The organism is Allobosea eneae, from assembly GCF_042657265.1.
Taxonomy (GTDB): domain Bacteria; phylum Pseudomonadota; class Alphaproteobacteria; order Rhizobiales; family Beijerinckiaceae; genus Allobosea; species Allobosea eneae.
Genome location: NZ_JBHSLW010000026.1, coordinates 137,956 through 149,233, shown reverse-complemented (window position 1 = coordinate 149,233; position 11,278 = coordinate 137,956). Strand labels below are relative to the sequence as shown.

Below are 11,278 nucleotides of genomic sequence, written 5' to 3'. Positions count from 1 at the left end.
AGTAGAGCGGCCCCGCCAGCGGCGGCGCCGTCTCGATGGCCGCTTTATAGGAGCACCCCCGAGCCCCTGTCAACAACCCAAATGAAAGTTTTTCGACAAAAGTGGATCTCGGCCTGCAAATGGCGTGATTTCAATGGCTTAGACTTTATCCGGCAAACGGAGCCGGGCAAATCCGGACCGATTTCACCCAGATCGCCACTCCGGTCGCTTTGCTCCAGACGGGAGCCGCTCGACCTGATCAGCTCCCCTCGACCTTGCCCGCCACTGCTCCCGCGCTCATACCCAGTCCTTATGGGCCGACCGGCCCATCATTCTCCCCTCGCGAAGCGGCCCGAGCGATGAGCAATTCCCTCCTCTATCTCTCGCATCAGGACGTGCGGGCGTGTGCCGTGACTCCGCGCGAGGCACGCGAGGCCGTGCTCAGTGCCTTCAGCGACCATTCTGCCGGCCTGAACCGGAGCCTGCCGAAGAGCGCGCTCGCGCTTGGGCCCGGCCACGCCTTCCAGGCGATGATGGCGGCGTCGGAAGCTCAGGAGATCGCCACGGTGAAATGGGTCGCTTCCGCCCCGACGCAGCCGGGCGGTTCCATGCCGAGCGTGAGCGCGCTGATCTGCGTCAGCGACTACGTCACGGGCGCCCCGCTCGCGATCCTCGACGGCGACGAGATCACGCTGGTGAGGACCGCAGCTATGTCGGCTGCGGCCGCCTCATTGCTCGCGCCGCCCGAAGCAGGCACGATCGGCTTCGTCGGCTGCGGCCTGCAAGCTCATGCTCATCTTGCCGCCTTCTGCGATCTCTACCCGGGTCTCGCGACCGCGCTGATGCTGAGCCGCAGCCGTAGCTCGGCCCAGCGCCTTGCTGAGGCTGCCGACGCATACGGTCTCGCCACCGAAATCGTCGACGATGCCGATACGCTCCTCGCCCGCAGCGATCTCGTCATCTCCATGGTCCCGGCGGCGCCGGGCTTACGCCCGTTCCTCGATGCCAGGCGAATGAAGCCGGCCGCCTTCGCCGCCGCGGTCGACACGGGCCGAAGCTTGCTGCCCGAGGCCCTGCCGGCCTTCGATGTCCTCGTAACCGACAGCCTCGCCCAGTCGCAGGCGCCCTATGATGTCGATGGCCAGCAAGTGACGAGCGTCCGCTTCGGCCATGACCTCACCACGCTGTCGCAAGCACCGCTCGCCGATGCCGGAACGAGGCGCTCGCTGTTCTGCTTCCGCGGCTTTGCGCTGGCCGATCTCGCGCTCGCGCATCTCGTGCTGGAGAAAGCGCGCACCGCAGGCATCGGGATCGCCTTGCCGCGCTAGCATCCCTGCCATGCGCCGGCTTTCCCTTCGCGTGCAGGAGGCCTACTTTCCATGCATCGAGGCGTTCCGGATGGGCGATGGCAATGACGAAGGGTTCAGATCTCCTGGTGGCCGCGCTCGAGAACGAGGGCGTCGACCGCATCTTCGGCGTTCCCGGCGAGGAAAATCTCGACGTCGTCGAGTCGCTCCGGACCTCGAAGATCGAGCTCGTCCTGACCCGGCACGAGCAGGCCGCCGCCTTCATGGCGGCGACGCATGGCCGGCTGACCGGCAGGCCGGGCGTCTGCATCGCGACGCTGGGACCCGGCGCGCTCAACTTCTCGACCGGAGCGGCCTATGCCCATCTCGGCGCCATGCCGATGATCCTGATCACCGGCCAGAAGGCGATCATGAGCGCCAAGCAGGCGCGGTTCCAGATCGTCGATGTCGTCGCCTCGATGAAGCCGCTGACCAAGATGACCCGGCAGATCGTCAGCGCCGCCAGCATCCCGGCGGTGGTGCGCGACGCCTTCCGCGTCGCGATGGAGGAACGGCCCGGCCCGGTGCATCTCGAACTGCCGGAGGACATCGCCGGCGAGGAGGTCGCCAATGTGCCGCTGATCCCGGTGCATCCGCTGGAGCAGCCGGTGGCTGATCCGAGGGCGATCGCCCGCGCGGCCGAGATGATCCTCGCTTCCAAGCGGCCTCTGGTGATGATCGGCGCCGCCGGCAACCGGCCGCGACTGGTCGAGCCGCTCTCCGATTTCGTGCGGCGGGTCAAGCTGCCCTTCTTCAACACCCAGATGGGCAAGGGCGCCGTCACCGGCGGCTCAAACCTCTATGTCGGCACCGCCGCCCTGTCCGAGGGCGACTATGTCCACCAGGCGGTCGACCGGGCCGACCTGATCATCGCGATCGGCCACGACACAGTCGAGAAGCCGCCCTTCCTGATGCAGAGCGCCGGCGGGCCAAAGGTGATCCATGTCGGCTACCAGTCGGCGACGGTCGAGCAGGTCTACCACCCCGATGCCGAGGTGATCGGCGATATCGGCGCGACCGTCACGGCGCTGGCGGAGCGGCTGGGCGGCCGGCTCGAAGCCGATCCGGTCATGCTGGAATTGCGCCAGAAGATCCTCGCGCACCTCAACGACCGCTCCGAGGAGGATCGCTTCCCGATCACGCCGCAGCGCATCGTCCATGAGATCCGCGCGGTGATGCCGGAGGACGGCATGGTCTGCCTCGACAACGGCATGTACAAGATCTGGTTCGCGCGGAACTACCGCACCCATGTCGCCAACACGCTGCTGCTCGACAATGCGCTGGCGACCATGGGCGCCGGTCTGCCCTCGGCGATGATGGCGGCGATGCTGCATCCCCAGCGCCGGGTCATGGCGGTCTGCGGCGACGGCGGCTTCATGATGAACAGCCAGGAGATGGAGACCGCCGTCAGGCTCGGCCTCAACCTCGTCGTCGTCATCCTCAACGACAGCGCCTATGGCATGATCCGCTGGAAGCAGGCGGTCGACGGCTTCGCCGATTACGGCATGAGCTTCGGCAATCCCGATTTCGTCGCCTATGCCAAGGCCTATAGCGCCAAGGGCTCGCGCGTCGGCTCGGCAGCCGAGCTGGTGCCGACGCTGGAAGCGGCCTTCGAGGGCGGCGGCGTGCATCTCGTCGAGGTGCCTATCGACTATTCCGAGAACACCCGTGTGCTCGTCGAGGAGCTGCGCAACAAGACGCCGGATATCGAGCTGGCTTGAGACGGAGCCAGCCTTCGACTCCCAAGGCCCTCATCCTGAGGAGCCATTTCGGAGAAATCGCGTCTCGACGGATGCTCCAGAGATCACTGGAACCATCCTTCGAGACACCGCTACGCGGCTCCTCAGGATGAGGGCTGTTGTTCCAGCGATAAGGATAGTCCGATGCTGACAGTGGTCCAGGCCTATGATCGCGCCCCGATCGAGGAGATCGCCACCGACGATGCCACGGCGCTCGAAGCCAAGCTGCAAGCGGCCGAAAAAGTCTTTCGCGATCGCGATAACTGGCTCAAACCGCATGAGCGGATCGCGATCCTGCGCAAGCTCGCCGAGCTCCTGTCGGCCAAGCGCGACCATTTCGCCCGCCAGATCGCACGCGAAGGCGGCAAGCCGCTGACCGATGCGATCATCGAGACCACCCGCGCCATCGACGGCGTCCACAACGCCGCCGACGAACTCCGGAATTTCGCCGGGCGCGAAATCCCGATGGGGCTGACGCCGGCGGCCGTGAACCGCTGGGCCTTCACCACCAAGGAGCCGATCGGCATCGTCGCAGCGATCTCGGCCTTCAACCACCCGCTCAACCTGATCGTCCACCAGGTCGCGCCGGCAATCGCCGTCGGCTGCCCGGTGATCATCAAGCCGGCGAGCACGACGCCGCTCTGCTGTCGCGACTTCGTCGCGCTGGTGCACGAGGCCGGGCTGCCGGAGGCCTGGTGCCAGATGTTCATGCCGGAGACGAACGAACTCGCCGAGGCGCTCGTGACCGACAAGCGCATCGCCTTCCTCAGCTTCATCGGCTCGGCCAAGGTCGGCTGGTACCTGCATTCCAAGCTGGCGCATGGCGCGCGCTCGGCTCTGGAGCATGGCGGGGCGGCGCCGGCGATCGTCGATCGCAGCGCCGATCTCGACAGGATCATCGAGCCGCTGGTCAAGGGCGGCTACTACCATGCCGGCCAGGTCTGCGTCTCGACGCAGCGCATCTACGTGCATGAGGAGATCGCGGATAGCTTCACCGAGCGGCTGCTGGCGCGCGTCACCAAATTGCGCACCGGCGACCCCGTGCTGAAGGAGACCGAGGTCGGCCCGCTGATCCTGCCCAAGGAAGCGGATAGGGTGGCGAACTGGATCGACGAAGCCGTGAAGGGCGGGGCGAAACTTGCGCTCGGCGGCAAGCGGCTCTCGGAGACGACGCTGGAACCGGCGGTGCTGCTCGACCCGGCCGCCGACGCCAAGGTCTCGCAGCTCGAGGTCTTCGGCCCGCTGGTCTGCGTCTACCGCTACAGCAAGCTCGACGAGGCCATCGCCCGGGCCAATTCGCTCAACGTCGCCTTCCAGGCCAGCGTCTTCGCACAAGATATCGACGTTGCGCTGCGCGCCGCCGAACGGCTCGACGCCTCGGCGGTGATGGTCAACGACCCGACCGCCTTCCGCACCGACTGGATGCCCTTCGCCGGCCGCAAGGAATCCGGCTACGGCACCGGCGGCATCCCCTACACCATGCGCGACATGACGCAGGAGAAGATGATCCTGCTGAACAGGCGCTGAGAACCTTCAGCGCTTGAGCAGCAGCTTGACCTTGGCCAGCGCCGAGTCCTGCTCCTCGTGATAATCGATCAGGCTGCGAAAGCGCCCTTCCGCATCCATCAGATAGACGGAAGCCGTGTGGTCCATGGTGTATCCGTCCTGCGTCGGGATGCGCTTGGCATAGGCCTTGTAGGCCTTCAGTGCCGCATCGACCTCTTCCTGCGTGCCGGAGAGCCCGACGATGCGCGGATCGAAGGATTGCAGATAGAGCGCAAGCTGCGACGGCGTATCGCGCTCGGGATCGACGGTGACGAAGAGCACATTGAGCTTGTCGGCGTCGGCGCCGAGCTTGCCGAGCAGAGTGGTAAGCTCGAACAGCGTGGTCGGGCAAACCTCGGGACAATGGGTGAAGCCGAAGAAGACCAGCGTCGGCTTGCCGAGATAATCGGCCTGCGAGACCTTGCGGCCGGTATGGTCGGTCGAGGTGAAGGGGCCGCCGACATCGGCCAGCGGGGTCGATACGGACCCGCCCGAGTTCGGCCGGCCGGGCCCGTCGACGCGCCACCAGCCGAGCGTGATCGCTCCGGTGGCGAAGGCGACAAGGATAACGGCAGCCCAGGCGCCGTAACGGATGATCTTGAGGATCGGCATGGTGTTTTGTCTGGCGTCCGGCCTGCCCGGCGTCAACGCGACGGAATCGACCCGGTCGCCGATGCCTGCTGCGGCTCATCGTCGCCGCCAGCGCCATAAGGATCGGCCAGCGCCGCCTGCGGCGCGCTGATCTCGACCTTGCCGGCGACCATGGGCTGCATGCGCTCCGGCCCGATAGTGCGCAACAGCTTGCGGAAGCTCTGGTGCATGCCGCCGTCCATCAACGCATAGCTCATAGCCGGCAAGCTGCCGGAGAGTTCGGCAATGCGGGCCTGATCACGCTCGCTACGGGCCGCGACCAGAGGCGCGACCTCGGGATCGGTCTCATAGGCCGGGCACGGCGCGCCGGGGACGAAGGCCGAGGCATCGCCCGCCGGATTGAAGACATAGCGGCCGCCGCAGGTCGCGAGCCGAGGCGGTTGGCGCGTCGCCTCGAAATGATCCGAACCTTCCTTGAGATTGCGCCAGAAGGCGATGTTCGGATTGCTGCGATGGCGCGCCAGGTTCTCGGGCGTCATCCGGAAGGGGAAGGCCTGGACCTGGAAGCTGCGCTGGCCGCCGGCGAAGGCTTCGCGCGCGAGACCATAGAGTTCCGTGACACCGTCATCGGTCATGGCGTAGCAGCCGGCCGAGGTGCAGGCGCCGTGGATCATCAGGGCCGAGCCGGTATAGCCTTGCGCCTTCTCCAGCGCGTTGGGATAGCCGAGATTATAGGACAGGTAATAGGCCGATTTCGGATTCATCAGCTCCGGCGTCACCGTATAGAAGCCCTCCGGCGCCTGCCGGTCGCCCTCGCGCTTCTTCGGGCCGAGCTGGCCGGACCAGCGGCACATCGGATAGGTCTTGAGCAGGGCATACTGGCCGGAGCGATCGCGCTTCCAGACCTCGAGCTCGCTCTCCTTCTTGTAGAGGCGCACGACGATCGGGTCGGCCTGGCTCATGCCCTTCGCCGACATCTGCGAGACGAGCGCGGCCGGCAATGGCTGATTGCCACGGCCGTCTCCCTCCATCCCGACACAGGACGAGAGGGCGACAGCGGCGACGCCGAGCAGCGCAAAGCGCCGGAGACGCTGAACTATAGAGCGATCGGACATGGCTAAAATTATCGGCGTCTGGCGCTAACGACTCGTGAACGGCGCCGGCAGAGCCTGGTAGCCCAAAATGTCAGGCCGAGCGGCCGATGGCGCGCTTGGCCGTCTCGACCGCGCCGGCGCATTGCGGCGCGATCTCGACCAGCACGACATCAGGGCCCGCCATCCCGGTCCAGAAGCGGACGACCTGGACGGCAGCCCAGCCCGGATTCTCGCCGACGCGCGACACGATGGCGGGTGTCGCGCTGCGGGCGCAGGCAGCGACCTTCTCGGCGCTGTCGCGCGGGATGCCGAGCGCCCCGAGCTGGCTGGTGATAGCGCCCTGGATCGGGTCGAGGATCAGAAGCGAGACCAAGGCGGCGATGAACGATTCCATGGTGCGGCTTTCAGCTGTGCCTGTGTCGAAATTGCGGTGGCTCAGATCCGCTGCGCGTGACCGGCAGCCCGGTTCATCGCCGGCAGGGCGGCCAGCAGCATCAGCACCACGCCAAGGGTCAGCGCGATATCGGCGCCGTTGAAGGTCGGCCAGTGCCAGTCGCCCCAATGCACATCGAGGAAATCGGTGACCGCACCCTGGCGCCAGCGGTCGATCGCATTCCCGAAGGCCCCGCCCGCCATCAGCGAAAGACCGATACGTTCGAGGCAATGCCCGGCGAACGTCGCCCAGACCAAAAGGCCGAAGCCGGCCCCGAACTTGAACAGGCCGAGCAGGCCGGGCCAGGCTTCCAGCGTATCGCGGAACAGGCCGAAGCTGACGCCGGTGTTGAAGCCGAGGCGCAGGTTGAGGAAGGGCGTGATCGCGATCTGCCGGGGCGGATTGAGCACGATCTCCAGCATCAGCCATTTGCTGGCCTGATCGAGCCCGGCGGCGGCGAGAGCGATTGCAGCAACATAGGCAAGTCTGTGCGGCCAGGTCATGCGGCACCTTCGGCCGCGATGAGGCGGAAGAGCGCGCTCTCCATGCCGGACACGGATCGCTCCTTCAGCCGACCTTGCCGGCGTCGAAGCGCAGCAGGCGCAGCGCGTTCGCGGTCACCAGCACGGTCGCGCCGGTATCGGCGAGGATCGCGACCCACAAGCCGGTATAGCCGAGCACACTGGTGACCAGGAACACCGCCTTCAGGCCGAGCGCGATCACGATATTGGCGCGGATATTGCCCATCGCCGCCCGCGCCAGCCGGATCATGGCGGCGATGTCGCGCACCCGGCTCTTCAGCACCGCGCCATCGGCCGTTTCGAGCGCGACATCGGTGCCCGAGCCCATGGCGACGCCGATACTCGCGGCAGCTAGTGCGGGGGCGTCGTTGATGCCGTCGCCGACCATCATCACCGGCGCTTCACGCGCGAGTTCCTTGATGGCCGTGACCTTGTCATCCGGCATCAATTCGGCCTTGTGCTCCAGACCGAGCGAGCCGGCGATGGCGGCGCCAGTGCGGGCATTGTCGCCGGTCAGCATCACCGAGCGGATGCCGAGCGCCTTGAGTTCGGCGATGGCGGCGGCAGCGTCTTCGCGCGGCTCGTCGCGCAGGGCGATCAGTCCCACAAGCGCACCATCGGCGATGACGGCAGCGACGGTCTTGCCGGCGATTTCGAGCCGCTCGACCGCTTCCAGCGCCGCCGCATCGAAGCTGGCGCGATCCCTGGCATGACGTGGCGCGCCGACGAAGACGGCGATGCCGTCGAGCTCGCCGGTGACGCCCTTGCCGGCGATCGCAGCTGCGTTTGCGGCGGCACGCACCGGGACGCCGTCCGCCTTGGCGCGGGCGAGGATGGCGAGCGCCAGCGGGTGGCTGGAGCCGGTCTCGACGGCTGCAGCGAGCTCGACGACCCTGCGCTCCTCACTAGTGAGCGCGACGATTTCCGTGACACGCGGCTCTCCGGCGGTCAGCGTTCCCGTCTTGTCGAAGGCGACGACGCCAGTGCGGGCGGCCGCCTCGATCACCACGCCGCCCTTGAGCAGCAGGCCCTGGCGCGCGCCGGTCGAGAGCGCCGCCGCGATCGAGGCCGGCACCGAGATGACCAGCGCACAGGGGCAGCCGATCAGCAGCAGCGCCAGTGCCCGGTAGATCCAGACTGACCATTCGCCACCGAAGGCGAGCGGCGGCACCAGCGCGACCAGGATGGCGAGGCCGACGATCGCCGGCATGTAGATACGCGAGAAGCGGTCGATGAAGCGCTCGGTCGGGGCGCGCGCCTCCTGCGCCTCCTCGACCAGGCGGATAATCCGGGCGATGGTGTTGTCCTGCGCCGCCTTCTCAACGCGCACGCGCAAGGCCGCCTCGCGATTGACCGAGCCGGCATAGACGGGATCGCCGAGGCCCTTGGTCTTCGGTACGGATTCGCCGGTGATCGGGCTCTCGTCGATGCCGGAGATGCCGTCGCTGATGGCGCCATCAGCGGGGATGCGGTCGCCCGGGCGCACCAGCACGATCTGGCCGACCCTGAGCGCGGCCGCGTCGACCTGCCGGGTCTCGCCGTTCTCCTCGACGATGGCGGTCTTGGGCACGAGATCGCCGAGTGCCCGGATCGAGGCGCGGGCGCGATCGGCGGCGACGCCCTCCAGCACCTCGCCGACGGCGAAGAGGAAGACGACCAGCGCCGCCTCCTCGGCCGCGCCGATGACCAGCGCGCCGGTCGCGGCGATCGTCATCAGCATCTCGATGGTGAAGGGCATGCCGACCCTGGCCGCTGCGAAAGCGCGGCGGGCCACCGGCACCACGCCGATCACGCAGGCGATGACGAAGGCCCAATAGGCGGTCGTCTCGGAGACCGTGAACTTGGCGAGCCAGGCAGCGCCGAGCAGCGCGCCGGTCAGCAGGACGAGCCGGCCCTTGCCGGTCCGGTACCAGGAGACGCCATCCGGCGTCGCCTCATGGACATGGCCGGGCAGGCCGTGGCCATGATCGACGGCGCCCGGCTTCGCCTCGCCGTGGCCATGATCGTGGCCATGCGCAGTGTCCGCCGGCCCATGATCGTGGCAGCCGCCGCAGGTCGCGGTCGGTTTGGGCTCCGATGCCGGCTTGGCAACGGGCTTCGTGGTGTAGCCGAGACTGGCGACGCGCTTCTCGATGGCGTCGCGCCGGGTCCGGCTCTCGTCGAGGGCGAGGGTCAGCGTCTCCGACATCACGGAAAGGCGGACGTCGGAGACGCCGGGCAGACGTTCGACCGCACCGCGAATCTTCGCCGCGCAGCTCGCGCAATCCATGCCGCCGATCGTCCAGGACAGCGTTTCCGTTTCGGTTTTGGCGGCAGTGGCCATAGGTCGTCTCCGCTTGACAGCGTTGCGGGACCACCTACCTACAACCTGTAGCCACTACAGCTTCAAGAGGAAAAATCATGCGGCCTGCGAAATCTCTCGAGCGCGTGATGCCGATCGGGACGCTGGCCGAGCGCACCGGAGTGAAGGTCGAGACGATCCGCTACTACGAGCAGGTCGGCCTGCTGCCCGAGCCCGAGCGTTCGGAAGGCAACCAGCGGCGCTATGGCCGCGCCCATGTCGAGCGGCTCGCCTTCATCAAGCATGCGCGCGATCTTGGCTTCGCGGTCGAGAGCATCCGTACCCTGCTGCGGCTGTCGGACACACCCGGCATGGCCTGCGACGAGGCGCATGCGATCGCGGCCGAACATCTCGACGATGTGCGCGACAAGATCGCGCGTTTGCGCTCGCTGGAGGCGGAACTCGCCCGGATCGCAACGGTTTGCTCGGGCGGGGTCGCCGCCAGCGACTGCGCCGTGATCGAGGCGCTGGCCGACCACAGTCATTGCGAGCACCATAGCGCCTGAGACACTGACGCAAATTGACCCTGCCGGCAGCCATGCTATCGAAGCGGCAGGAGGGTCGGTTTTGTCCGCAGAGCGCCACAATGCAGGGATGAGACGCTGGGTCGCGCTAGCCGCGGCCTATCTCGTCGTGCTGCAGGCGATCTTCGCGGGCCTCGCCTCCGGCGCCAATGCCGCGAACTTCAGCCTCGACCGCTCGCTGGTGATGACGCTCTGCGCCGGTGGCGACATGCCGGCGAGCCAGGGCGACGGCGCCGCCGCGCATGAGCTGATAAGCTGCTGCATGCTCGGCTGCGCTTTCTCCGGCACCGGAGCTCCAGCCGCCCCGACCAATTTCCTGCCGATCGTCCATCGCACCGTCGATCTCGTCGCCTTCCAGCGCCGGCTCGACCTGCCGGCCGGTTTCGTCGCCGGGCGTTCTCCAGCGAATCCGCGCGCGCCGCCCGCCAGCGTCTGAACAGGATAGGCCTGCGCGCTCTGCTCGCGTCGCCTGCCCCTTGCTGACGGCCGCCAGCGGCCCCTCCCAACTCCATTCATTCGCGACGGCCCGTTGCCGGATCGCGCGCGCTTCCCGAACCCCGGCCGCCACGAGCGGCTGCGCCGGCCGTGCTGGCGCCCTTTCGTTAGGACTCTCGACGATGAAATTCCGTTCAGTCGCCGCCCTCGTCGCGGCTTTCGCTGCCGGCCCGGCCTTCGCCCATGTCACGCTGGAGACCCAGCAGGCCCCGGTCGGCTCGACTTACAAGGCCGTGCTGCGCGTGCCGCATGGTTGCAAGGGCGCGGCCACGACCAAGGTCCGCGTCCGCATCCCCGAGGGCGTGATCGCGGTCAAGCCGATGCCCAAGCCCGGCTGGGCGCTGGAGACGACCAAGGGCAAGTACGAGAAGTCCTATGACTACTACGGCACGCCGACGGCAGAGGGCGTCACCGAAGTTAGCTGGAGCGGCGGCAAGCTGCTCGACGAGCACTATGACGAGTTCGTCCTGCGCGCCTATCTGACCGCCGATCTCAAGCCCGAGACCACGCTTTACGTGCCGGTCGTGCAGGAATGCGAGGGCGGCGCAACCGAGCGCTGGATCGAGATCCCGGCGGCCGGCAAGGCAGCGGACGACTACAAGTTCCCGGCCCCCGGCCTGAAGCTGACGCCGAAGAAGTGAGGCAGCGCGGCCGGGCTTCCGAGCCCGGT

The 11,278-nt window shown here is 67.4% G+C and carries 11 protein-coding genes; 6 read left to right on the top strand and 5 right to left on the bottom strand.

Translation table 11 applies throughout. The annotated features are described in order from the left end of the window. The first annotated feature begins 338 nt into the window (after positions 1 to 338). The 3 genes from ACFPOB_RS16845 to ACFPOB_RS16835 all read left to right on the top strand — a co-directional run bounded on the left by ACFPOB_RS16845 (position 339) and on the right by ACFPOB_RS16835 (position 4,591). Entirely contained in the window at positions 339 to 1,307 is a 969-nt protein-coding gene (locus tag ACFPOB_RS16845; protein ID WP_377799565.1) for an ornithine cyclodeaminase family protein, read from the top strand. Between the two features lie 83 nt (positions 1,308 to 1,390). Further along, positions 1,391 to 3,046 (top strand): acetolactate synthase large subunit, encoded by a 1,656-nt coding sequence (locus tag ACFPOB_RS16840; protein WP_377799564.1) that lies wholly within the window; start codon positions 1,391 to 1,393, stop codon positions 3,044 to 3,046. A 162-nt stretch (positions 3,047 to 3,208) separates the two neighbouring features. Continuing rightward, on the top strand, positions 3,209 to 4,591 hold the full coding sequence (locus ACFPOB_RS16835) for an aldehyde dehydrogenase family protein (protein WP_377799563.1): 1,383 nt from the start codon (positions 3,209 to 3,211) through the stop codon (positions 4,589 to 4,591). A 6-nt stretch (positions 4,592 to 4,597) separates the two neighbouring features. Here the strand turns inward: ACFPOB_RS16835 and ACFPOB_RS16830 are convergent, their stop codons facing one another. From ACFPOB_RS16830 to ACFPOB_RS16810, 5 genes are all read right to left on the bottom strand, one after another. Next, entirely contained in the window at positions 4,598 to 5,221 is a 624-nt protein-coding gene (locus tag ACFPOB_RS16830) for an SCO family protein (protein WP_377799562.1), read from the bottom strand. Positions 5,222 to 5,253: 32 nt separating this feature from the next. After that, positions 5,254 to 6,315, bottom strand: coding sequence for a L,D-transpeptidase family protein (locus ACFPOB_RS16825; protein WP_377799561.1), 1,062 nt, complete (start codon positions 6,313 to 6,315; stop codon positions 5,254 to 5,256). A gap of 70 nt (positions 6,316 to 6,385) precedes the next feature. Further along, positions 6,386 to 6,688 carry a hypothetical protein gene (locus tag ACFPOB_RS16820; protein ID WP_377799560.1) on the bottom strand — a complete coding sequence of 101 codons (303 nt, stop codon included), beginning with the start codon at positions 6,686 to 6,688 and terminating at the stop codon, positions 6,386 to 6,388. A 41-nt stretch (positions 6,689 to 6,729) separates the two neighbouring features. Beyond that, on the bottom strand, positions 6,730 to 7,230 hold the full coding sequence (gene lspA, locus ACFPOB_RS16815) for a signal peptidase II (protein WP_377799559.1): 501 nt from the start codon (positions 7,228 to 7,230) through the stop codon (positions 6,730 to 6,732). 64 nt (positions 7,231 to 7,294) lie between these two features. Beyond that, entirely contained in the window at positions 7,295 to 9,571 is a 2,277-nt protein-coding gene (locus ACFPOB_RS16810; RefSeq protein WP_377799558.1) for a heavy metal translocating P-type ATPase, read from the bottom strand. A gap of 104 nt (positions 9,572 to 9,675) precedes the next feature. Here ACFPOB_RS16810 and ACFPOB_RS16805 point away from each other — a divergent pair, with 104 nt between their 5' ends. The 3 genes from ACFPOB_RS16805 (at position 9,676) to ACFPOB_RS16795 (ending at position 11,249) form a co-directional block, all read left to right on the top strand. Continuing rightward, positions 9,676 to 10,095 carry a MerR family transcriptional regulator gene (locus tag ACFPOB_RS16805; protein ID WP_377799569.1) on the top strand — a complete coding sequence of 140 codons (420 nt, stop codon included), beginning with the start codon at positions 9,676 to 9,678 and terminating at the stop codon, positions 10,093 to 10,095. Positions 10,096 to 10,183: 88 nt separating this feature from the next. Then, complete coding sequence (locus ACFPOB_RS16800; RefSeq protein ID WP_377799557.1) at positions 10,184 to 10,549, top strand: hypothetical protein; 366 nt, start codon at positions 10,184 to 10,186, stop codon at positions 10,547 to 10,549. 181 nt (positions 10,550 to 10,730) lie between these two features. Next, positions 10,731 to 11,249, top strand: a complete 519-nt coding sequence (locus tag ACFPOB_RS16795; protein WP_377799556.1) for a YcnI family copper-binding membrane protein — start codon at positions 10,731 to 10,733, stop codon at positions 11,247 to 11,249. The last annotated feature ends 29 nt before the right edge of the window (positions 11,250 to 11,278 follow it).

Coding starts and splice junctions, on each gene's coding strand:
- ACFPOB_RS16795 (WP_377799556.1), top strand. CDS start 10,731: ATGAAATTCCGTTCAGTCGCCGCCCTCGTCGCGGCTTTCGCTGCCGGC.
- ACFPOB_RS16820 (WP_377799560.1), bottom strand. CDS start 6,688: ATGGAATCGTTCATCGCCGCCTTGGTCTCGCTTCTGATCCTCGACCCG.
- ACFPOB_RS16840 (WP_377799564.1), top strand. CDS start 1,391: ATGACGAAGGGTTCAGATCTCCTGGTGGCCGCGCTCGAGAACGAGGGC.
- ACFPOB_RS16845 (WP_377799565.1), top strand. CDS start 339: ATGAGCAATTCCCTCCTCTATCTCTCGCATCAGGACGTGCGGGCGTGT.
- ACFPOB_RS16835 (WP_377799563.1), top strand. CDS start 3,209: ATGCTGACAGTGGTCCAGGCCTATGATCGCGCCCCGATCGAGGAGATC.
- ACFPOB_RS16800 (WP_377799557.1), top strand. CDS start 10,184: ATGAGACGCTGGGTCGCGCTAGCCGCGGCCTATCTCGTCGTGCTGCAG.
- ACFPOB_RS16825 (WP_377799561.1), bottom strand. CDS start 6,315: ATGTCCGATCGCTCTATAGTTCAGCGTCTCCGGCGCTTTGCGCTGCTC.
- ACFPOB_RS16830 (WP_377799562.1), bottom strand. CDS start 5,221: ATGCCGATCCTCAAGATCATCCGTTACGGCGCCTGGGCTGCCGTTATC.
- lspA (WP_377799559.1), bottom strand. CDS start 7,230: ATGACCTGGCCGCACAGACTTGCCTATGTTGCTGCAATCGCTCTCGCC.
- ACFPOB_RS16810 (WP_377799558.1), bottom strand. CDS start 9,571: ATGGCCACTGCCGCCAAAACCGAAACGGAAACGCTGTCCTGGACGATC.